18 protein-coding genes are annotated in these 20,610 nt (G+C 68.3%); 6 read left to right on the plus strand and 12 right to left on the minus strand.

Features of this window, described 5'->3' with window-relative positions; genetic code table 11:
• Positions 1-11 precede the first annotated feature (11 nt).
• Complete coding sequence (locus AC1DK9_RS12035) at positions 12-1,214, plus strand: PucR family transcriptional regulator (RefSeq protein WP_476861292.1); 1,203 nt, start codon at positions 12-14, stop codon at positions 1,212-1,214.
• Here AC1DK9_RS12035 and AC1DK9_RS12040 read toward each other — a convergent pair.
• Together AC1DK9_RS12040 and AC1DK9_RS12045 are read right to left on the minus strand one after the other, a co-directional pair.
• Positions 1,211-2,581: a protein kinase domain-containing protein gene (locus AC1DK9_RS12040; RefSeq protein WP_476916060.1), complete on the minus strand. Its 1,371-nt coding sequence runs from the start codon at positions 2,579-2,581 to the stop codon at positions 1,211-1,213. The genes AC1DK9_RS12035 and AC1DK9_RS12040 overlap by 4 nt on opposite strands.
• A 214-nt stretch (positions 2,582-2,795) precedes the next feature.
• Positions 2,796-4,409 carry a peptide chain release factor 3 gene (locus AC1DK9_RS12045; RefSeq protein ID WP_476916061.1) on the minus strand — a complete coding sequence of 538 codons (1,614 nt, stop codon included), beginning with the start codon at positions 4,407-4,409 and terminating at the stop codon, positions 2,796-2,798.
• 332 nt (positions 4,410-4,741) lie between these two features.
• On the opposite strand from AC1DK9_RS12045, the gene disA reads away from it, so the two are divergent.
• Positions 4,742-5,818 carry a DNA integrity scanning diadenylate cyclase DisA gene (gene disA, locus AC1DK9_RS12050; RefSeq protein ID WP_476861295.1) on the plus strand — a complete coding sequence of 359 codons (1,077 nt, stop codon included), beginning with the start codon at positions 4,742-4,744 and terminating at the stop codon, positions 5,816-5,818.
• A gap of 83 nt (positions 5,819-5,901) precedes the next feature.
• Here disA and AC1DK9_RS12055 read toward each other — a convergent pair whose 3' ends face one another.
• Positions 5,902-6,588: a hypothetical protein gene (locus AC1DK9_RS12055; RefSeq protein ID WP_476916062.1), complete on the minus strand. Its 687-nt coding sequence runs from the start codon at positions 6,586-6,588 to the stop codon at positions 5,902-5,904.
• 264 nt (positions 6,589-6,852) lie between these two features.
• Between AC1DK9_RS12055 and AC1DK9_RS12060 the strand changes: the two genes are divergently transcribed.
• Positions 6,853-7,689 carry an HhH-GPD family protein gene (locus AC1DK9_RS12060; protein ID WP_476916105.1) on the plus strand — a complete coding sequence of 279 codons (837 nt, stop codon included), beginning with the start codon at positions 6,853-6,855 and terminating at the stop codon, positions 7,687-7,689.
• A 7-nt stretch (positions 7,690-7,696) separates the two neighbouring features.
• Here AC1DK9_RS12060 and dhaM read toward each other — a convergent pair whose 3' ends face one another.
• The 5 genes from dhaM to AC1DK9_RS12085 all read right to left on the minus strand — a co-directional run bounded on the left by dhaM (position 7,697) and on the right by AC1DK9_RS12085 (position 13,179).
• Positions 7,697-8,371: a dihydroxyacetone kinase phosphoryl donor subunit DhaM gene (dhaM, locus tag AC1DK9_RS12065; RefSeq protein ID WP_476861298.1), complete on the minus strand. Its 675-nt coding sequence runs from the start codon at positions 8,369-8,371 to the stop codon at positions 7,697-7,699.
• Positions 8,368-8,994 (minus strand): dihydroxyacetone kinase subunit DhaL, encoded by a 627-nt coding sequence (dhaL, locus tag AC1DK9_RS12070; RefSeq protein ID WP_476916106.1) that lies wholly within the window; start codon positions 8,992-8,994, stop codon positions 8,368-8,370. The genes dhaM and dhaL overlap by 4 nt, the downstream gene beginning before the upstream one ends.
• Positions 8,995-8,996: 2 nt before the next feature.
• Positions 8,997-9,998 (minus strand): dihydroxyacetone kinase subunit DhaK, encoded by a 1,002-nt coding sequence (gene dhaK, locus AC1DK9_RS12075; RefSeq protein WP_476916063.1) that lies wholly within the window; start codon positions 9,996-9,998, stop codon positions 8,997-8,999.
• A 398-nt stretch (positions 9,999-10,396) separates the two neighbouring features.
• Positions 10,397-10,906, minus strand: a complete 510-nt coding sequence (locus AC1DK9_RS12080) for an amino-acid N-acetyltransferase (RefSeq protein ID WP_476916064.1) — start codon at positions 10,904-10,906, stop codon at positions 10,397-10,399.
• A 137-nt stretch (positions 10,907-11,043) separates the two neighbouring features.
• Entirely contained in the window at positions 11,044-13,179 is a 2,136-nt protein-coding gene (locus AC1DK9_RS12085) for a S9 family peptidase (RefSeq protein WP_476916065.1), read from the minus strand.
• Between the two features lie 126 nt (positions 13,180-13,305).
• On the opposite strand from AC1DK9_RS12085, the gene AC1DK9_RS12090 reads away from it, so the two are divergent.
• Positions 13,306-13,749, plus strand: a complete 444-nt coding sequence (locus AC1DK9_RS12090; RefSeq protein ID WP_476916066.1) for a Rieske (2Fe-2S) protein — start codon at positions 13,306-13,308, stop codon at positions 13,747-13,749.
• Between the two features lie 110 nt (positions 13,750-13,859).
• Here the strand turns inward: AC1DK9_RS12090 and AC1DK9_RS12095 are convergent, their stop codons facing one another.
• The 4 genes from AC1DK9_RS12095 to lysS form a co-directional block, all read right to left on the minus strand.
• Positions 13,860-16,352, minus strand: coding sequence for an ATP-dependent Clp protease ATP-binding subunit (locus tag AC1DK9_RS12095; RefSeq protein ID WP_476861304.1), 2,493 nt, complete (start codon positions 16,350-16,352; stop codon positions 13,860-13,862).
• 326 nt (positions 16,353-16,678) lie between these two features.
• Positions 16,679-17,005: a histone-like nucleoid-structuring protein Lsr2 gene (locus tag AC1DK9_RS12100; protein ID WP_476916067.1), complete on the minus strand. Its 327-nt coding sequence runs from the start codon at positions 17,003-17,005 to the stop codon at positions 16,679-16,681.
• 136 nt (positions 17,006-17,141) lie between these two features.
• Positions 17,142-17,330, minus strand: a complete 189-nt coding sequence (locus AC1DK9_RS12105) for a hypothetical protein (RefSeq protein ID WP_476916068.1) — start codon at positions 17,328-17,330, stop codon at positions 17,142-17,144.
• 2 nt (positions 17,331-17,332) lie between these two features.
• A complete protein-coding gene (gene lysS / locus AC1DK9_RS12110; RefSeq protein ID WP_476861307.1) occupies positions 17,333-18,862 on the minus strand; it encodes a lysine--tRNA ligase in 1,530 nt (509 codons plus the stop codon).
• Between the two features lie 77 nt (positions 18,863-18,939).
• Between lysS and AC1DK9_RS12115 the strand changes: the two genes are divergently transcribed.
• Both AC1DK9_RS12115 and AC1DK9_RS12120 read left to right on the plus strand, forming a co-directional pair.
• Positions 18,940-19,926 carry an alpha/beta fold hydrolase gene (locus tag AC1DK9_RS12115; protein ID WP_476861308.1) on the plus strand — a complete coding sequence of 329 codons (987 nt, stop codon included), beginning with the start codon at positions 18,940-18,942 and terminating at the stop codon, positions 19,924-19,926.
• Positions 19,927-19,971: 45 nt separating this feature from the next.
• The gene (locus tag AC1DK9_RS12120) at positions 19,972-20,598 is read left to right on the plus strand and encodes a thymidine kinase (protein WP_476861309.1); all 627 of its coding nucleotides are present in this window, start codon (positions 19,972-19,974) and stop codon (positions 20,596-20,598) included.
• The last annotated feature ends 12 nt before the right edge of the window (positions 20,599-20,610 follow it).

Raw genomic sequence — 20,610 nt, forward strand, 5'->3', positions numbered from 1 at the left:
GGATACCCGTCATGGATGCTTCCCCCGCCGGCCACCCCGGCTACCCTGCCTACGACCCGCCATGGCTGGCGCTGCCAAAGGAAGTCAGCGACATGCTCCGGCCACAGGTGCCGGGCATTGTGGAGGCCATCATCGACGCCGTGCCCCAGCTGGTTCCCGCCTATGCCCGGCCGATCGAAGGCCGCTTCGGGCGGGGGCTGCGGCGGGGCGTCGCGACGGCGCTGGACCGTTTCCTGCAGCTTCCGGGTACCGCGCTGCCCGCGCTCTCCGAGGAGAGCCGGCTGCTGGTGGCGGGCCTGGGCAGCGGCGAGTTCCGGCAGGGCAGGAGCATGGATGCCCTGCTCAGCGCGTATCGGATGGGCGCCCGGGTGACGTTCCGCGAGATGTCGAAGGTCTCGGTGGAACACCACCTGGGCCAGAATGTGGTGGTTGACCTCGGCGAATCAATCCTGGCCTACATCGACGAGCTCTCCGCGGTCAGCGCGGAGGCTTATGCCTTTGAGCAGTCCGAACGCGCCGGGGCGGTGGACCGGCGCCGCACCGAGCTGCTGGACCTGCTGCTGCTGGGGCAGGCGGACGAGGCGGCGCTGCGCCAGACGGCGGCGATGGCGGACTGGTCGCTGCCCCAGCGCATGTCGGTCGTGACGCTGCCCTTGGACCGGGCCGGCGGGCTGCGGCTGCGGCTGGGCCCGGGAACCCTGGTGATCGAACGCGAGACCGACGCCGTGGTGCTGGTCCCGGCACGCAAGTCCAAGTCCGCCCGGATGGACCTGGAGAAGGCGCTGCGGGGCCGCGGGGCCGCCGTGGGCCCGGCCGGCGGCTGGGAGAAGGTTCCCGAATCCTTGCGCCTGGCAGTGCTGGCGGCATCTGTCCTGCCACACCGTGACGGCCCGGATGACCCGCCGATCTGGGCCGACGAGCATCTTGCGGCCGTAATCCTCGGTGCGGAGCCCTCCGCCATCGCCGAGCTGGCGCACCGACGCCTGGCGCCGCTTGAGGGGCTCCGGCCCGCACAGCGCGAACGGCTCGCCGAAACCCTGCTGTCCTGGCTCCGGCACTGGGGCCAGCGCGCCCCGGTGGCCGCCGAGCTGGGCATCCACCCGCAAACCGTGGGTTACCGGGCGGCCCAGTTGCGTGAGCTTTTCGGGGACGCGCTGGAGGACCCGGTGGCCCGGTTTGAACTGCAGCTCGCGCTGCACGCCGGCAGGCGCTAGCTGGCGATCGCTTCGCGGCCCTGCAAGCGCATCTCAAGGTCGTTCATCACAATCGCGGCCAGGTCCTCGAGCGTGCGGGTGTCCTCAGCGGTGAACTCCCGCGGTTCCCGGTCCAGGATGCAGAAGGTGCCCAGGTTGAAGCCGTCGGGGGTGCGCAGTGGAACCCCGGCATAGAACTGCAGCCCGAACTCGCCCGCAACCAGGGGGTTGGAAAGCGTGCGGGCGTCGTTGGCGGCATCCTCGACGATCCACGGGCCGTCCTGCAGGATTGCCGAGGCGCAAAGCCCCGGATCCCTGCCGATCTGGGTGACCTCGGTGCCGTGGTGGGCCTTGAACCAGATCCGGTCGTGGTCCACGACGCTGACGATCGCGACCGGCACCGAGAACACCCGGGCAGCGAGCGCCGCGATCCGGTCGAAGGTGCCGTCCTCGGGGGTGTCCAGGATCCGGTACCTCTCGACGGCGCGCATCCGGCCCTCTTCATCGTTCGCCGCGGTCGCGCGCTGTTGCCGGTGCCGCCCGGCACCGTTGATGACCTCCTGGCGGAGGGCAAGGGAGACCTCGCGGGCGTGCGGCCGGGCCTCCGGGTCCCGGGACAGCATGGAGGACAGCAGCGCCACCCACATCGGGGCGAGCTCCTCCGGGATCTGCGGATCGTGCAGCAGCCGTGCGACAGCGGACTGGATCGGTGCCCCCGGGTACGCCATCCTGCCGGTCAGCCCCTCGAGCAGCACGAGTCCAAGCGAGTAGATGTCGCTTGCCGGGCCCGCCGGTTCGCCGGCCGCCTGCTCTGGGCTCAGGTACGCCGGCGTCCCCGAGGTGCCGCCGTCGTCGTCCGCGCGGTTGTGCCCCAGGATGGCCGCGACGCCGAAGTCGGTCAGCTTGGCCCGCGGGCGGCGGTCGTCATTGCTGTAGTCGACCAGCAGGATGTTCCCCGGCTTGATGTCCCGGTGCACGATCCCGTGGTGGTGGATGTAGGAGAGCCCGTCCGCCAGGTCGTAGCCAATGTGAGCCATGTGCGCTGCGGAGAGCGGGCCCTGCAGGGAGCGGTGGCGCAGGTCCTGGCCGCGGACGAGTTCCATCACGAGGTAGGTGAGCCGGGAGTCCGGATTGCTCAGATCAGCACCGGCGTCGAACAGCGTCACCAATGCATGGTGGCTCATTCCCGCGAGGATCCGCACTTCCTGGCCTTGCCGGCGGGTGTGCTCGAGATCGTCCGCGTCATTGCGGAAGAGTTTGACCGCCACCTCGCGCTGCAGCAGTTCGTCGCGCGCCCGGTAGACAGTCGACTGGCTTCCCCTGCCAATGAGGGCTTCGATCCGGTACCGCCCACTGAGCAGGAGGCCGGGTTCCATCGTTGTTGTCAAAGAGTTTTCTTGTTCCCTCAATACGGGTCCGCACATGGAATCGGACAGAGCAGTCCCAAAAGCCGGCCAGATCGGCAGGCGCCCGCGAAATTAGCAAGGTTACTTATGATACCGCGGAACGCGGATTCAGGAAGACCTGCGGGAGGTCATTTTTCAGGCCCCGGTCGCCAGGAGGCGGGGCCCAGGCCCGGCCCAGGGCCGGTACCCAGGCCGGCTACTTCGCCGGATTGTGCGTGCCGATCGGCACCAGGGTCAGGTCCGGGTGGTTCTTCTCGATCCGGCGCAGGGCCCAGACGTCGTTGAACAGCGCCAGGTATTCGCCGTCGGAGCGCAGCAGCACCTCGGCGCCCGGCACGTTGGCCAGCGCCGGCATGGCGTCCGCCGTCGTGATCCGCGCGAGTGAATACGGCAGCCGCTCAAGCCGCATCGGCGCGCTGAAGTCATGCGCCATCCGGTCCTCGACCACCTCGAACTGCATCGGGCCGACGGCGGCCAGCACGGGTGCCTGGTCGCCGCGGATGTCCGAGCGAAGCACCTGGATGACACCCTCGTGCTCAAGCTGTTCGATGCCGCGGCGGAACTGCTTGAAGCGGCTGGGATCCTTGGAACGGGCCACCTGGAAGTGCTCGGGGGCGAACAGCGGGATGGCCGGGAACTCCACGGGACGTTCCAGGAACAGGCTGTCCCCCACCCGCAGCGAGGAGGCGTTCACCAGGCCCACGACGTCTCCGGGGAAGGCCTCGTCGATAACCTCGCGTTCGCGGCCGAAGACCTGCTGGGCGTACTTCGTGGCGAAGGACTTCCCGGTCCGGCCCTGCGTGACCACCATGCCGCGCTCAAAGACGCCCGAGCACACACGGATGAAGGCGACATGGTCGCGGTGGGCCTTGTTCATGCCGGCCTGGACCTTGAAAACGAAGCCGGCAAACGGGGCGTCGACGGGGCGGGCGGCGCCGTCGACGTCGGGCCGCGGCGCGGCGGGCGGGGCGAAGTCCACGAGGGCGTCGAGGATCTCCTTGACGCCGAAGTTGAGCGCGGCGGAGCTGAAGAGGATAGGCGTGGCCTTTCCGGCGTGGAAAGCCTCGACGTCGAACGCCAGGTTCGATTCGATCACCAGGCCGGCCTCGTCCACGGCGTTGGACCAGTCGTCGCCCTGGCTGGTCGCTGCCTCCTCCGGGCTGAAGTACTCGGTCAGGGCGATGTTGGCGCCGGCGTTGTTGCGCTTGAACTGCGCGAAGCGGTCGTTGCGCAGGTCCCAGACGCCGCGGAAGTCACCGGAGATGCCCACGGCCCAGGTCAGCGGCATGGGCTGCAGTCCGGTCCGCTCGGTGATCTCGTCCATAAGGGCCAGGGCGTCGAGGCCGGGCCGGTCCCATTTGTTGATCACGGTGATGATGGGCAGGTTCCGCTGCTTGCAGACCTCGAAGAGCTTCATGGTCTGGGTTTCCAGGCCCTTGGCGGCGTCCACGAGCATCACGGCGCAGTCGACGGCGGCGAGCACGCGGTAGGTGTCCTCGGAGAAGTCCGCGTGGCCGGGTGTATCCAGCAGGTTGATGACGGTGTCGCGGTAGGCGAACTGGAGCGCCGCCGAGCTGATCGAGATGCCGCGGTCCTTTTCCATCTGCATCCAGTCGGAGACCGTTTCCTTGCGGTTGGCCTTGCCGCTGGACGCGCCGGCGGTGCCGATCACCTTGGCGTGCAGGGCGAGGGCTTCGGTAAGCGTGGACTTGCCGGCGTCCGGGTGCGAGATGACTGCGAAGGTCCGGCGCCGGGCCGCCTGCTTGTGAATCTCCTGGACTCGGGCGGGGCTGTGGACTTCTTGGGACACGGTGCTACTTTCGCTGCGGCTGTGGATGGGTCACGGCGCGGAGAGCCCGCGGTACACCCTAGGCACCAAGTTTATCGCAGGCGGCGGCAGGCCCGGGCGGACGGCCGAAAATGCGGGTTGCACTTGCGGGCGCATCGGCCGCCTCCGCGGGACCCTGCGCGGGGCGGAAATGGGGCACTTTGAGGCTTGATGGTGCGGAAACCGGTCGCCGTTGCCCCTATGATGGTGCATACGGGAAACCGGGCACTTTTGTTMTTGCCGGACAGTGATGGAAAATCGACAAAATCCGGCGTACTTGCGGGCAGCGGCCTGCACCTTTGAAGGGAAAACCTATGGCGCGGAGTCCCGAAGATGCACTTAAGGCGACTTTGGCCAGGGTGGCACCGGGAACGGCCCTGCGTGACGGTTTGGAGCGCATCCTCCGCGGCCGTACCGGCGCCCTGATCGTGCTGGGCATTGACCGGACCATTGAATCCATCTGTTCGGGTGGCTTCGAGATCGGGATCGACTTCTCCCCCACCCGCTTGCGGGAACTGGCCAAGATGGACGGCGCCATTGTCTGTGACAAGGATGCCAGCAACATCTTGCGGGCCGGCGTCCAACTGGTGCCCGATTCGAGCATCGAGACCCAGGAGACAGGAACCCGGCACCGCACCGCGGAGCGGGTTGCCATCCAGACCGGGGTTCCGGTGATCTCCGTGAGCCAGTCGATGCAGATCATCGCGCTCTACGTGAACGGCCTGCGGCACGTGCTGGAGGGCTCCGAGAAGGTGCTGGCCCGCGCCAACCAGGCTCTCGCCACGCTGGAGCGGTACCGCTCCCGGCTGGACCAGGTGACCAGTTCGCTGTCGGCCCTCGAGATCGAGGCCATGGTGACCGTCCGCGATGTGGCCGTGACCCTGCAGCGCCAGGAGATGGTGCGTCGCATCTCCGAGGAGATCTCCCAGTACGTGCTGGAACTCGGCGAGGACGGCCGCCTGCTCTCCCTGCAGCTGGACGAGCTGACAGTGGGCCGCGGTCCGGGCAGCGACGTGATCATCCGGGACTACTCCGGCCCGAAGGCCTCCGCCGCGGACATCGAGAACGCCGTCAAGGCCCTCGTGAACCTGGGGCCGACTGAGCTTATCGATCTGGGCAGGATTGCCGGGATCGTCGGCTTCGCGGGCGGTGAGGCGAACCTCGACGCCGTCGTGCAGCCCCGCGGGTACCGCCTGCTCTCCGGCCTCAAGGCGGTGCCGAAGGCCGTGGCAGACCGCCTGGTGGACCACTTTGGCGGCCTGCAGTTCCTCATGGCGGCGACCATTGACGACCTCATGACAGTTGACGGCATCGGCGACCAGCGCGCCCGGACGGTCCGCGAAGGCCTGAGCCGGATGGCCGAGGCCAGCCTGCTGGACCGGTTCCTCTAGCCCGGTTCCTCTGGCCCCGTCGACTGCTCCGTAACGGCCCTTTTGGCCCGCCTAAACGGCGATTTCGGAGCAATCGAAGATGACTAGCCGAGCTGGAAGACGGCTTTGGGGCTGGTCTTGTTCCCGAGCCGGGCAGTGAAGACGTAGTAGGCGCCGCCGCCGCCGGGCTGGGCGTCCACCACTTTGCAGTCCTCGGTGGACCGGTTGCGGTTCCAGGGGAAGTTGGCGATTTCACTCCGGCCCGGGCGGATCGTTTTGACCAGGTCGCTGCTTTCGGCCTGGCAGTCGCTGGAGGAGAAGATCCGGTCCGAGCCACTGGTGATCAGGTACTCCATCTGCGAGGTCCCGAGGTTGACCTCGCACGGCACCTTGTTGCCATTGGTGACCTTGAGGGTCAGCAGGGGGTTCTCGCCCGGCGCGTAGGCGGCCTTGTCCGTGGCCGCGGTGACTTTCAGCAGCGCCTCGTCGCAGCCGGCGCCCGATGTTGGCGTGGCCGACCCCTGTGGGCTGGCGGTGGCTTTGCCCTGACCGTCCGGCTGGGGCGAGTCGCTGGCGGTGGCCGCAGGCGTTTCGCCGTTGAAGGCGCTGGAGATCGCCGCGAAACCGCCGACGGCGAGGGCAAGCACCAGCAAGAGCGCGGCGCCCACGAAGAGCCGGCGCCGGCGGTAGACCGGGCTGAGGGGTTTCCGGGCCGGCCTGCCGCTGGTCTTTGCCTTGGCGGAAGCCTTCGGTCCCGAACCGCGCGTTCCTGAGTTGCCTTGCCTGACCATGCTTCTAGGCTAGGTAACGCCGCGGGTTATGCCTGCCCACCACGCCGCTGGCCGCAGTATGGTCCCCGTCTCTATTACGATGATTCGATCAAAGCTTTAGCCGATTCCCCCGCCCCTGCCGGCCCGGCCGCCTCCGTCACCGCGGACCCGACCGCGCCTGTGCCCCCCGTTCCCCTCGCCGAGCTGCATGACGCGCTTGCCTCCTGGTTCGCTGAAACCGCCCGCGACCTCCCGTGGCGGGCGGCGGACTGTTCTGCCTGGGGCGTGCTGGTCAGCGAAATCATGCTCCAGCAAACCCCTGTTGTCCGCGTTCTGCCGGTGTGGGAAGAATGGCTGCGGCGCTGGCCCGCGCCGGCCGACTTGGCCCGGGAGCCTGCCGGGGAAGCGGTCCGGTCCTGGGGGCGGCTGGGGTATCCGCGGCGCGCCCTCCGGCTGCACGCGGCCGCCGTCGCCATTGTCGAAAACCACGAGGGCGCGGTTCCCGGCAGCCCCGCGGAGCTGCTGGAGCTGCCCGGCGTGGGAAGCTACACCGCGGCCGCTGTCGCCGCATTCGCGTTCGGCCGCAGGGAGACGGTGGTGGACACGAACATCCGCCGGGTCCACGCACGCCTGTTTACCGGGACCGCGTTGCCGGCGCCGGCCCTGACGGCCGCCGAGATGCGGCTGGCCGCGCAACTGCTGCCCGACGACGGCGCCGCGTCGGTGCGCTGGAACGCGGCGGTGATGGAACTGGGGGCGCTGGTCTGCACGGCCCGGAGTCCGAGGTGCGGTGAATGCCCGGTCCGCGGCGCCTGCGCCTGGCTTGCCGCCGGGGAGCCGCCGCCCAGCTACACGCCCAAGGGGCAGGCCTGGCATGGGACAGACCGGCAGCTGCGCGGGGCCGTGATGGCGGTCCTGCGCCTGGCCGAGTCGCCGGTGGCCCGCGAGCTGCTGGAGCGCGCCCCCGCGGACCTGGGCTTCGACGCGGACGGAATCGCCGTCCCGCTGGCCGCGCTGCACCGGCTCAACCCCGCGCCGGAGCAGCTGGAGCGTGCGCTTTCCGGGCTGCTCAGCGACGGCTTGGCAGAACTGCACCCCGGCGGCCTGCGGCTGCCGGGCTGAGCACTTCCTAGGGCTCCCCGAAGCCGGCCTTGATCAGCCCGCCCAGGTAGTCCACCGCCCTGGCCGCGTCCGCGCCGCTGGCTTCGATATGCAGCACGGTTCCTTTGCTGGCGCCAAGCATCATCAGTTCCGTCATGGACGCGCCGTCGACCCCGTTAATGGTGACGTCGGCCTCCATCCCGGCCAGGCCTCCCGCGATCTTCGCCGCCGGCCGCGCGTGCATGCCGGCCTGGTTGACCAGTTCAAAGTCGCCCTGGGCATCCGGCGGCTGCTGGTGCGGATGTTCGGGTCCGTGCGGGTGGGCCGGAGGCCGGTAGACAGCTTCGGCGGCTTCCTTGACGGTTTCCGCGTCGGCCCCCGTCTGCGCGGATACGGCCGCCGCGACCAGGCCCTCGATCAGCGGGGCGTCGGCGAGGTGGATGGATTCCGGGTCAGCGGCGAACTCCACCGCCGATTCCGCGGTCATGACGGCTGAACCCAGGTCGGTGAGCACCACGATGCCGCTTCCCCCGGCTGCCTGTTCCAGCGCGGCCATCACCTTCTCCAGGCTGGTCCCGATCCGGCCGTCGTCGGTGCCGCCCGCGGCCACGATCATGACGTCAGGGGCCATCTGGGCGGCGAGCTCGACGGCGCCGTCGGCAATCTTTTCGCTGTGCGAGACGACGACGAGCCGGACCGTCATTCGGCGGCCCCGACGGCGGCGCGCAGGATCAGGGCACTGGAGACGGCACCGGGGTCGCGGTGGCCGATGCTGCGCTCCCCCAGGTAGCTGGCGCGGCCCTTGCGGGCCAGCATCGGGTCGGTGGAGACTGCCCCGGCCTCGGCCGCCTCGGCTGCCGCGGCCAGGACCTTGCGGACGTCGCCCTCGCCGGCGGCGGCCGCGGAGGCGTCCACGGCAGGAGTCCAGGCATCCACCATCGTCTTGTCCCCGGATTCGGCCTTGCCGCGGGCAACGATGCCGTCGCGGGCCGCCTGCAGCGCCGCGGCCAGCGTGGCGGCGTCGATGTCGGCAGCGTCCCCGAGCGCCGTGGCGGCGCGCAGGAAGGCGGTTCCGTACAGCGGCCCTGCTGCGCCGCCCACTTTCGACATGAGCGTCATGGCGGTCAGCTTCAGGGCCGCCCCCGCAGTTTCCGGGGGCGATTCGGCGAGTTTGTCCATTACGGCTTTGAAGCCCCGGTCCATGTTCTCGCCGTGGTCGGAGTCTCCGATCGGCCGGTCCAGTTCGATGAGCTCAACCCTGTGCTCGGCCATTGCCTCGGCGGACAGGGTCAGCCACCGCAGGGCCCAGTCGACGTCCAGCCCCACGTTCAGACGCCCCACCGCAGGGCCGCCGTGTGGATTGGCGCGTCCCAGAGGCCGATCATTTCATCGTCCAGGCGCAGCACGGTGATCGAGCAGCCCTGCATCTCGAGCGAGGTGATGTAGTTGCCTACCAGCGAGCGCTCCACGGTGACTCCCTGGTCCGCGAGCCTTTGCGCGGCCCGGCGGTAGACGATGTACAGCTCACTTTGCGGTGTGCCGCCCATGCCGTTGACGAACAATAGGACCTTGTCCCCTGAGGCGAGGCCGAGGTCGCTGACGACCGGGTCCAGCAGCCGGTCGGTGATGCCGTCGGCAGGTTCCATCGGGATCTTGTGCCGGCCGGGTTCGCCGTGGATGCCGATGCCGATTTCAATCTCGTTGTCTTCAAGCTCAAAGCTGGGTACCCCGGCGTGCGGGACGGTGCACGCGGTCAGGGCCACCCCCATGCTCCGCACGTTCTGGTTCACGCGGTCACCGATGGCGGCGACTGCGTCGAGGCTGTCGCCGCGTTCGGCCGCGGCGCCGGCGATCTTCTCCACCAGGACGGTTCCGCCCACGCCGCGGCGCCCTGCCGTGTAGAGCGAGTCCTGCACGGCGACGTCGTCGTTGACCAGCACCGTGCGGACTTCCACGCCCTCGGCCTGGGCCAGTTCGGCGGCCGTCTCGAAGTTCAGCACGTCGCCGGTGTAGTTCTTCACGATGTGCACGACGCCGGCTCCGGAGTTCACCGCGAGCGTGGCCGGCAGGATCTGGTCCGGGGTGGGCGAGGTGAACACGGCCCCCGGTACCGCCGCGTCGAGCATCCCCATCCCGACGTAGCCGCCGTGCAGGGGCTCGTGGCCGCTGCCGCCGCCGGAGACGAGCCCGACCTTGCCGGACACCGGGGCGTCCTTGCGGACAATGTATTTGGGGTCCGGGTGGACGGTCACAAGGTCGGCATGTGCAAGCCCGAACCCTTCCACTGACTCGTCGACCACTGCCCTGGGATCATTGATGAGTTTCTTCATGGCTGTGCTCCCTGGATGGTTGTCCTGGCTGCTTGCTTAGACCCTACTACCGGGGCCCTGCCAGCGGTAGGCTCCGGCTTCAACCACTGCCGGGGGCTTAGGGCCCGGGTGCGGCCTCCGGCGCGAAGCTGGGCCAAGCGTCGGGACCGAGCGCGGCCCGGGACTGCGGGCGGCGCGCGGCGGCAGTGTCGGCGCCATCGCAGTAGCCCCCGGCGGATGAGTCCGGCTGCACCGGCACGGCATCGACCGTCATTTGGAATGCGGAGAAATCTGGAAAAATCACGCGATTCTGCAATTTCTGCCTCCGGAAGCTGGCGGCCCTCCCCATTGGGCCGGGATCAGTTTATCCACCAAGTTGATTTGGCGGAAGACCCCGTTTCAGGCAGCCGCGGGAGCGTTCAGAGCGTCCGGATCATCCGGGTGTTGCCCAGGGTATTGGGCTTGACCCGGGCCAGATCGAGGAATTCGGCGACGCCTTCGTCGTGCGAGCGCAGGAGCTCCGAGTAGACCACCGGATCCACGGCCGTCTGGTCGGCCATCACGTCGAAGCCGTGCTTCTTGAAGAACTCCACCTCGAAGGTCAGGCAGAAAACGCGTGAGATGCCCAGCGCCTTCGCGTCCTCCAGCAGGCGCTCCACCAGCAGGTGTCCCACGCCCTTGCCGCGCCACGCGTCCGAGGTGGCCAGGGTGCGCACCTCAGCCAGATCCTCCCACATCACGTGCAGCGCGCCGCAGCCGATCACCTCGCCGTCGGGTGCTTCGGCGATCCGGAACTCCTGGAGGCTCTCGTAGTACGCGACTGTTTCCTTGGCCATCAGGATCCGCTGCTCGGCCAGGGGTGCCACCAAGGTCTTGATGGCGGCAACGTCGCCGGTGCGGGCAGGGCGGATGCGGATCGTCTCAGTCACAGCCCAATCCTACGGCGCGGACCCTTAGCCGCCCGCGCCGGTTACCCGCACCCCCGCACCGCTCAGCCCGCACCCCTAGGCCGGCCCCCGGGCCGCACCGCCGGACCGGCCATCTGGCCGGCCCGGAGGCGGGAGGCTCAGAGACCGAGCGCGTCCGGCACCGGAATGTCCTTGTCCAGCAGGTTCCGGGCCAGGAAGTGCTCTACGACGCCGTACCAGACCTTGGCGTGCTGCGGCTGCAGGATCCAGTGGTTCTCGTCCGGGAAGTAGAGGAAACGGTGCTCGGTTTCGCCGTGCTCACCAGCCGGCAGCTGCGACTTGGAGAGCAGTTCGTACCAGAGCCGCAGCCCCTCGCCGATCGGCACCCGGTAGTCCTTGTCGCCGTGGATGACCAACATCGGCGTGCGGATGTTGCCCACGTGCAGGTGCGGCGAGTTCTCCGCAGCCATCTCGGCTGTCATTTCCTTCAGCCAGTACTGCGCGGAGTCCGTCGTAGGGCCGAACTGGTCCAGTGCCCAGAGGCTGGCGTGCGTGACGATCGCCTTGAACCGGTCCGTGTGGCCGGCCACCCAGTTGGCCATGTAGCCGCCGAAGGATCCGCCCATCGCCGCGGTGCGTGTCTCATCGATGTCGGGACGCTGTTCGACGGCGTCGGTGATTGCCATCAGGTCCAGGAAGGGGGCCTTGCCCCATTCGCCCCAGCCGCGCTGGATGTGGTCCTGACCGTAGCCCGTGGACAGGGCCGGGTCCGGGAGCAGCACAGCGTAGCCGCGGGCAACAAGCAGCCACGGGTTCCAGCGCCAGGTCCAGGCGTTCCAGGAGCCCAGCGGGCCGCCGTGGATCCAGAGCAGCAGCGGGGCCGGGTTCCCCGCGGAGGCGTCGTCGGGCAGGGCCAGGTAGCCGGGCACCCGGTCGCCGCCTGCCGAGGTCGCCTCCACCCGCTCGAGCCTGCCCCGGTAGGCGGGACGCTCGGCCGGGGCCGGCAGCCGGGTCACCTCGCCGCTGCCGAGGTCGATCCGCACGGCTTCCGCCGGGAATTCGTAGGAGCTGCGCAGCGCGTAGGCGCTCCGGCCGTCCGGGGAGACGACGACGTCGGTGTACGCGGCCGCATCGGCCGTCAGCCGCACGGGGGCGGCGTCCCCGCCGGCCGCGCCGGGGACCGGGATCCGGAAGACCGGGGCGGCACCGTCTTCGTCCGCCGTCACGAGCACGGCCGATCCGTCCGGGAGCCACGCCGCGGGGTGCGGCCAGCGGTCCCAGCCCTGAGCGAGCGGTGTCAGCCGCGCGTCGCCGTCGGCCGGGACTTCCCGGCCAGCTGAGACGTCGAGGAGGTGCAGCCCGATCCTGGGCGCCTGCTCCGGCGTCGTATCGGTCTCGCTGAGAACCACCAGGGTCCGGCCGTCGGGGCTGACCGGGCCGGGGAAGTAGCTCATACCCTCGGTGTCCAGCAGGACCCGGCGCGTGCCGGCGGCAACGTCGACGGCCACCAGCACGGTTCGGGAGTCGGCGTTGGCGAGCGGCTTGGTGAAGCTGCTGTAGATGGTTTTCCCGTCCGGGCTGACAACGGTGTCCGCCTCGCGGAGGCCGTTCCCGGCGTCGGGAGTCAGATTGCGTAGCTTGACCGGCGGGACGGCGTCGACGGTCACCGGTTTGCCGGGTTGCGGCTCCGCGCCAGGCTCGACGGCGAACAGCCGCGGCTGCGCGGGGCCCAGGTCAGCGTCCCAGTAGCGCACCGGGTAGCCGCTGTGCAGGATTGCGGCCACCTTGTTGTCCTTGCGGTCCTTGCGGCGTTCCTCGTCGTTGTCCTCGTCGGTGGAACCGGCGAGCACCGATGCCGTAACGAAGAGGGCATCGGCGTCCTTCGCCGCGAGCAGGCCTCCGACGCCGCCAGCGCGGGAGAGCGCGACGCGGGCCTCGCCGCCGTCGGCCGGAAGCACCCAGAGCGCGTTGACCGGCTCTGCGTCCGGGCTCTCTGGGTCCGGGCGAGCGGAGGTGAAGTACAGGCTGCCGTCGGCCGCGAACACGGCTCCGGCCTCGCCCTTGGCGCTGCGCGTAATCCGCCGGGCGTGCTTCTTGCCTTCGGGGTCCAACTCCCACAGCGCGGTGCGGTATTCGGTGCCCTTGTCGTTGAGCGTGGCCACGGTAGTGACGAGCCTTCCGCCATCGGGGCTCAGCGCCAGGCCGCTCACCCGCGGAATGGCGAGGTAATGGTCTAGGTCGTGGAACGGTGTCTCGGGATGTTCGGCCGGGGTCTGCGTATCGGTAGAAGCCATGCCCCCGATTCAACACCCCTTGTGCCCCGGATCACACCCCGTTCACTCAGAGTGAAACACTGCTTTCAGATTCCGGCGCCGGAAAATCCGCAGCGGGCTCTCAGGGACTATTGGCATGATGGGTGCATGAACCCTGAAAAGTCATTGCCTCGACGCTCCCTGCTGCTCGGCGCCGGCGCCCTGGGCGGTGGCGCCCTGGGCCTCTCGGCCTGCGCCGCTTCGCCTACCGCCGCCCCGGCAACGACGGCGGCCGGCCCCTCCGTTCCGGCCGSCACCGCGGTCCGAGTGGGCAAGCTCAGCGATGTGAAGGTGGGCGCAACGGCTACCGGCAATATCAACGGCAAGACGGTGGTGATCTTCCGGCAGGACGACAAGACCGTCCTGGCGTACGACGCGGCCTGCACTCACGCCGGCTGCCCGGTGGCTCCTGCCGGGGAAGATTTCGAATGCCCGTGCCACGGCTCCTCGTTCAAGGGATCCGACGGCAGCGTCATTCAGGGGCCGGCCCAGGCGCCGCTGGCCAAGCTGAAGGCTGCTATCGACGGCGAATGGATCACCGTCACCGCCTGAGAACCCGGGCTGCGATGGCTGCAAAAGCCCCGCTGGCAGCAAAAAGGCCCCGGCCGCCTCCCTGAAGGAAGCGGCCGGGGCCTTTTGCTTGGAGTGTGACCGCCTGGAGCCTAGACGCTCGGGGCGATTTCCGGAATGCGCGGCTTGGCGTTGCCGGCGAAGGTGAACTTCGCGTCGTCGCCTTCGCCTTCCACGTCCACCACCACGATGTCGCCGGAGTGCAGCTCGCCGAAGAGGATCTTCTCGGAGAGCTGGTCCTCGATCTCGCGCTGGATGGTGCGGCGCAGCGGCCGGGCACCCATCGCGGGATCGTAACCACGGGTGGCCAGCAGCACCTTGGCCGCGGGCGTGAGCTCGATGCCCATGTCCTTGTCCTTGAGGCGCTTCTCCAGGCGGGTGACGAACAGGTCCACGATCTCGATGATCTCGTCCTGGGTCAGCTGCGGGAACACCACCACGTCGTCAACACGGTTCAGGAACTCGGGGCGGAAGTGCTGCTTGAGCTCCTCCGTGACCCGGGCGCGCATCCGGTTGTAGCCGGTCTGCGTGTCCGTGCCGGACTGGAAGCCGGTGGCGACGCTCTTGGAGATGTCCCGGGTGCCGAGGTTCGTGGTCATGATGATCACGGTGTTCTTGAAGTCCACCACGCGGCCCTGGGAGTCGGTCAGGCGGCCGTCTTCCAGGATCTGCAGCAGCGAGTTGAAGAGATCGGCGTGCGCCTTTTCCACTTCGTCGAACAGCACCACGGAGAACGGACGGCGACGGACCTTCTCGGTCAGCTGGCCACCCTCCTCGTAGCCCACGTAGCCCGGAGGGGCACCGAAGAGCCTGGAGACGGTGTGCTTCTCCGAGTACTCGGACATGTCCAGCGTGATGAGCGCGTCTTCCTCGCCGAAGAGGAACTCCGCAAGGGCCTTGGCCAACTCGGTCTTGCCGACGCCGGTGGGGCCGGCGAAGATGAACGAGCCGCCGGGACGCTTCGGGTCCTTCAGGCCTGCACGGGTGCGGCGGATCGCCTGGGACAGGGCCTTGATGGCCTCGTCCTGGCCGACCACACGCTTGTGCAGTTCGTCTTCCATCTTCAGCAGGCGCGAGGACTCTTCCTCTGTCAGCTTGAAGACCGGGATGCCGGTGGAGTTCGCCAGCACCTCGGCGATGAGATCCTCATCCACCTCGGAGATGTCGTCCATGCCGCCGGTCTTCCACTGGCGTTCCTTCTCGGCGCGCTCCGCAATGAGCTTCTGCTCCTTGTCGCGCAGCGAGGCGGCGCCTTCGAAGTCCTGCGCGTCGATCGCGGATTCCTTCTCCAGCTTCATGGCCGCGATCTTCTCGTCCATGACCTTGAGCTCCGGCGGAGCGGTCATCCGGCGGATGCGCAGCCGGGCGCCGGCTTCGTCGATCAGGTCGATCGCCTTGTCCGGCAGGAAGCGGTCCGAGATGTAGCGCTCGGAGAGGCTGGCCGCCGATGCGAGGGCGCCGTCGGTGATGGTGACGCGGTGGTGCGCTTCGTAGCGGTCACGCAGGCCCTTGAGGATCTCGATCGCGTCGGCGACGGAGGGCTCCTTGACCTGGATCGGCTGGAAGCGGCGCTCCAGCGCGGCATCCTTCTCGATGTGCTTGCGGTACTCGTCCAGCGTGGTGGCACCGATGGTCTGGAGCTCGCCGCGGGCCAGCATCGGCTTCAGGATCGAGGCCGCATCGATGGCACCTTCGGCGGCTCCGGCACCCACCAGGGTGTGGATCTCGTCGATGAACAGGATGATGTCGCCGCGGGTGCGGATCTCCTTGAGCACCTTCTTCAGGCGCTCTTCGAAGTCACCGCGGTAGCGGGAGCCGGCCACGAGGGACCCAAGGTCCAGGGTGTACAGCTGCTTGTCCTTGATGGTCTCCGGCACGTCGCCGCGGACGATCGCCTGGGCCAGGCCCTCGACGACGGCGGTCTTGCCGACGCCGGGCTCGCCGATCAGCACCGGGTTGTTCTTGGTGCGGCGGGAAAGGACCTGCATGACGCGTTCCATTTCCTGCTCGCGGCCGATCACGGGATCGAGCTTGTTCTCCCGCGCAGCCTGGGTCAGGTTGCGCCCGAACTGGTCCAGGACCACCGAGCCGGCGGGGGTGCCTTCGGCCTGGCCGGAGCCAACGCCCGCACCCGTGGATTCTTTGCCCTGGTAGCCGGAGAGCAGCTGGATGACCTGCTGGCGGACGCGGTTCAGGTCCGCTCCGAGCTTGACCAGCACCTGGGCTGCCACACCTTCACCCTCGCGGATGAGGCCGAGCAGGATGTGCTCGGTGCCAATGTAGTTGTGGCCCAGCTGCAGGGCTTCGCGCAGCGAGAGCTCCAGCACCTTCTTGGCGCGCGGGGTGAAGGGGATGTGACCGGAGGGGGCTTGCTGGCCCTGGCCGATGATCTCCTGCACCTGCTCGCGGACGCCGTCGAGCGAGATGCTCAAGGACTCGAGGGCTTTGGCGGCAACACCTTCACCCTCATGGATCAGACCCAAGAGGATGTGTTCGGTGCCGATGTAATTGTGGTTCAGCATGCGTGCCTCTTCTTGGGCAAGCACAACTACGCGACGGGCACGGTCCGTAAATCGCTCAAACATTTCGCCACACTCCTAGCTACGACGTACTTTGATGCTACGTGCCGGACTTCCAGATTTGTGGCTTGTTCGCCACGGGGGAAACCGGGCCGGTTGCGGAGACCGGGACGGCGTGCGCAGCTGGGGCGAACCTTCCCTCCCGGTTACCTCCTCCGAAGCCTCCGGGACACGCCGCATCCACGGCGCGGCGGGGGCATTTCCGGGCCGCCGCCGGGAGTAACCGGGGAGGAACGCACATGCCCCCCTCACGACAAAGCCCCCGCCGAATGGCAGGGGCTTCGCCTGGTGCAAATGCGCCGGCACTGAACGGGCCGGAAGCGGGCTCAAACCTAGGAATTCGCCTTTTGGTAGGCTTCCTGGATTTCGGCCTGGATACGGCCGCGGCTGTTTACCGCATAGCCGTTGTCCCGGGCCCACTGTCGAATCTGCGCCGAGTCCTGATTGCGGCCGCTCGAAGCCTTTGCCCGGGTAGCCCGGCCGCTCGACGTCTTGCGTGCGTGGGCCGCATACCGCTCGACGGCCGAGCGGAGTTCTGATGCATTGCCCGATGACAGGTCAATTTCATAACTGACGCCATCAAGGCCAAACCGGACAGTTTCGTCCGCGGATCCCCCATCCAGATCATCAACAAGGATGATTTTAACTTTCTGTGCCATAAAGACTCTCTTTTCAAAAGGTGGAGTATTCAGAAAAGCAGGATGTATCTGATAAAAGTATCCATCCTTTTATGGCGGCGAGTCAAAGCAGAAAAGCCCCTCCAAAGAGAATTCGCAGGAAGGAATAGCCGGGCTATTAGCGCTGTTCGGGAGAATGCCCGGTCTCGGGAGCAGGAGTTTGCTCCGGGCCGCGGGCTGCTGCCTCCGCCTGGGCGCGGGCTTCCGCCTGGCGCTCGGACTTGTCGGCGTTGAAGATCGCCTTCATGGCAAACCAGAAGATGAGCCCGACCACCACGGACGGGAGCAGCACGGCAATGTATTCCATGATCAGTGGCCTTCGGGCTTCAGCAGCGGGAAGAGGATGGTCTCGCGGATGCCGGCTCCGGTGAAGAGCATGACCAGCCGGTCGATGCCCAGTCCGATGCCGCCCATCGGCGGAGCCCCGTATTCGAGGGCGCGGAGGAAGTCCTCGTCCAGCTGCATGGCCTCGACGTCGCCCGCGGCGGAACGGCGTGACTGCTCGGTAAGGCGTTCGCGCTGGATGACCGGGTCGATCAGCTCGGAGAACGCGGTGCCGCGTTCCATGCCGCCGATGATCAGGTCCCACGCCTCGATCAGCCGGTCGTCTTCGCGGTGGTGGCGGGCCAGCGGCTGTGCGGACGGCGGGTAGTCGTAAACGAAGGTGGGGTTGAGCAGGGTCGGTTCCACCAGCTCGCCGAAGAGCTCCACCACGAGCTTCTCGGCGTCCCAGGCCGCGTCGACCTTCACCTCGTGCTTGGCGGCGATGGCCAGCAGTTCGGCGACGGGGGTCTCCGGCGTGATGTCCTGGCCCACGAAGTCGGACAGGCCCGGGTACACGGCCATCCAGGCCCAGTCGCCGTCGAGGTTGATCTCGCCGGCTTCGGTCTGCAGCACGCGGCCCACCCCGGCGGCGTCGGCGGCGTCCAGGATGATTTCCTTGATCCGGTCCGCCATGACGAACTGGTCCGCCCACGCCTCGTAGCTCTCCAGCGTGGTGAATTCGGGGCTGTGAGTGGAGTCCACGCCCTCGTTGCGGAAGACCCGGCCCATGTCGTAGACCCGGTCGATGCCGCCGACCACGGTGCGCTTGAGGTAGAGCTCGGTGGCGATCCGGAGGGTCATCTTCTGGTCGAACGCGTTCATGTGCGTCTCGAACGGACGGGCCGTGGCGCCGCCGTGCACCAGCTGCAGCATCGGCGTCTCCACCTCGACGTAGCCCTGGCGGTGCAGGGTCTCACGGATGGATCGCGTGATGGCGGCGCGGGTGTAGACCATTTCACGGGCCTCGTCGCGGACGATCAGGTCCACGTAACGCTGGCGGACGCGGGTTTCCTCGTTCAGCTCGGCGTGCAGCACGGGCAGCGGCCGCAGCGCCTTGGAGGCCATGGACCAGGACTCGGCCATGACGGAGAGCTCGCCGCGGCGCGAGGAGATGACCTCGCCCTTGATGAAGACGTGGTCGCCAAGGTCCACGAGGGACTTCCAGTCCGCGAGCGCTTCCTCGCCGATGTTGGCCAGGCTGAGCATGACCTGCAGCCGGACGGCCTTGCCATCGAGGCCACCCTCCTGGAGGGTCGCGAAGCAGAGCTTTCCGGTGTTGCGGATGAAGACAATGCGGCCGGTCACGCCGACGACGTCGCCGGTGGTCTCGTCGGCCACGAGGTGTGCGTATTTTTCGCGGACCTCCGTCAGCGAGTGCGTCCGTTCGACTCCCACCGGGTACGCCTCGATGCCACGTTCGATCAGCTTGGCGCGCTTTTCCATGCGGACCAGCGTCTGTTCGCTGGCATCGGAGTGCTCGGGCGTGTTCGGGGCGGGGGTGTTTTGGGAAGTCACAATCCCTAAGTTTACCGGGCATCCGGCCCCGGCCGGTGCGGAGGGCGCGGGAAGCGACCGGGAATAGACTCACAACCATGGAGACGTGGACGATTCGGACCGACGACGGCGGCGGGCACCTTGAGGTGCACACCTTCCGTCCCAGCACCGAAGCGGCCCCGCAAGCGCGGCTAGTGCAGCTTCCGGAGCGGCAGGATCCGGCGCCAGCGGACCCGATGTCGGAAGGCGCGCCGGAGGGTGCGCCGTCGGCCGGGACCGGCGTCGTGCTGGTCCATGGGACGTTGGTCACGGACGCCCTGTACCGTCCGTTCGCCCGGAGCCTGAGCCGGCTGTTGGGCCGGCCGGTGCACTGTTACAACCGCCGCGGGCGGGCCGGGTCCTCGCCCCAGCCCGCGGATTACTCGGCGGCGACCGAGGTGGCCGATCTCGCCGCAGTGCTGCGGCAGACCGGCTCGACGGACGTGTTCGCGCACAGTTACGGCGGCTTCGTGGCGTTGCAGGCCGCGCGCAGCGTGCCGATCCGACGGCTGGTGACCTATGACGCGGCCGTGTCCCTCGCCGGGAACCTGACCAGCCGTTGGCGCCCGGAACTGGAGCGATCCGTGGCAGCCGGGGAACTGGACAATGCGTGGGCCCACCTGGTCCAGGGGCTGGAAACCGCCGGTCCCGTGTCGAAACTGCCGCTCGGTGCCCTGCGCATGCTCAGCATCCTCTCTGCCCGGACCAGCCTGGGCGCGGAGATGCGGGAACTGCTGCCCACGGCCGTGAAGGAGATGCGCGCCGTGCTCGCTGCCGACGCGGAGCTCGATGATTTTGCCGGCATCACCACGCCCACACTGATGCTCACCGGCGGCTGGAGCCCCGGCTACTTCGCCGAAACCGGGCGGCAGCTCGCGGCCTCGGTGCCGGCCATCGAGTTTGCCGCCGTGCCGGGCCAGCTGCACGAGGGACCGATCCGTCCCGGGAACCGCCGGCTGGCGCTGATTGCGGCCAGGTTCCTGCTCGACGGCGATGGCGTTCCGGCGCGGCTACGGATCCGGCGGCGGCTGCGGCCGGCCCGCTGACTTCTGGCACTAGACTCGGTGGCGACCTAAGTCGAAAGGACCCCCTTGGCCAAGCTCTACTTCCGTTACGGCGCGATGAACTCCGGCAAGTCGACGGGCCTGCTGCAGGCTGCGTTCAACTATGAGGAGCGCGGCCAGAGAGTGGTGCTCGCCAAGCCGGACATCGACACCAAGGGCGACGCCGACGTCGTGTCCCGGCTGGGGATGACCCGCTCGGTGGACTTCCTGATCCCGGCCGGGGCATCCGCCCGGGAGCTGTTCTCGGCGCACGCCCACGGCGACGACCCGGCCGCGCTGCTGCAGCATGTGGACACTCCCCCGGTGGCCTGCCTGCTGGTGGATGAAGCCCAGTTCCTCGAGCCGGAGCAGGTGGACGACCTGTTTCGCATCGCCGTGCTGGACAACGTTCCGGTTCTTGCCTACGGCATCCGCACCGATTTCCGGACCCGCGCCTTCCCGGGCTCGCTTCGGCTCCTGGAAATCGCGCACACCCTGGAAGAACTCAAGACCATCTGCCGGTGCGGCCGCAAGGCCATCTTCAACACCCGCCGGATCGGCGACGAGGTGGTGTTCGACGGCGACCAGGTCGCCATCGACGGGCAGGACGCCTGGTACGAATCGCTCTGCGGCTCCTGCTACCTCGAAATCTCCGGCGGCCGGCTCGGCAGCTGACGGGTTCCGCGC

The sequence above is a fragment of the Arthrobacter sp. 01T414 genome (assembly GCF_056398965.1).

What these genes read in the sequence shown, in the direction of transcription:
- AC1DK9_RS12095 (WP_476861304.1), bottom strand. Translation starts at nt 16,352, where the DNA reads ATGTTTGAGCGATTTACGGACCGTGCCCGTCGCGTAGTTGTGCTTGCC.
- AC1DK9_RS12115 (WP_476861308.1), top strand. Translation starts at nt 18,940, where the DNA reads ATGGAGACGTGGACGATTCGGACCGACGACGGCGGCGGGCACCTTGAG.
- dhaK (WP_476916063.1), bottom strand. Translation starts at nt 9,998, where the DNA reads ATGAAGAAACTCATCAATGATCCCAGGGCAGTGGTCGACGAGTCAGTG.
- dhaM (WP_476861298.1), bottom strand. Translation starts at nt 8,371, where the DNA reads ATGACGGTCCGGCTCGTCGTCGTCTCGCACAGCGAAAAGATTGCCGAC.
- AC1DK9_RS12085 (WP_476916065.1), bottom strand. Translation starts at nt 13,179, where the DNA reads ATGGCTTCTACCGATACGCAGACCCCGGCCGAACATCCCGAGACACCG.
- AC1DK9_RS12055 (WP_476916062.1), bottom strand. Translation starts at nt 6,588, where the DNA reads ATGGTCAGGCAAGGCAACTCAGGAACGCGCGGTTCGGGACCGAAGGCT.
- AC1DK9_RS12105 (WP_476916068.1), bottom strand. Translation starts at nt 17,330, where the DNA reads ATGGAATACATTGCCGTGCTGCTCCCGTCCGTGGTGGTCGGGCTCATC.
- AC1DK9_RS12035 (WP_476861292.1), top strand. Translation starts at nt 12, where the DNA reads ATGGATGCTTCCCCCGCCGGCCACCCCGGCTACCCTGCCTACGACCCG.
- AC1DK9_RS12100 (WP_476916067.1), bottom strand. Translation starts at nt 17,005, where the DNA reads ATGGCACAGAAAGTTAAAATCATCCTTGTTGATGATCTGGATGGGGGA.
- disA (WP_476861295.1), top strand. Translation starts at nt 4,742, where the DNA reads ATGGCGCGGAGTCCCGAAGATGCACTTAAGGCGACTTTGGCCAGGGTG.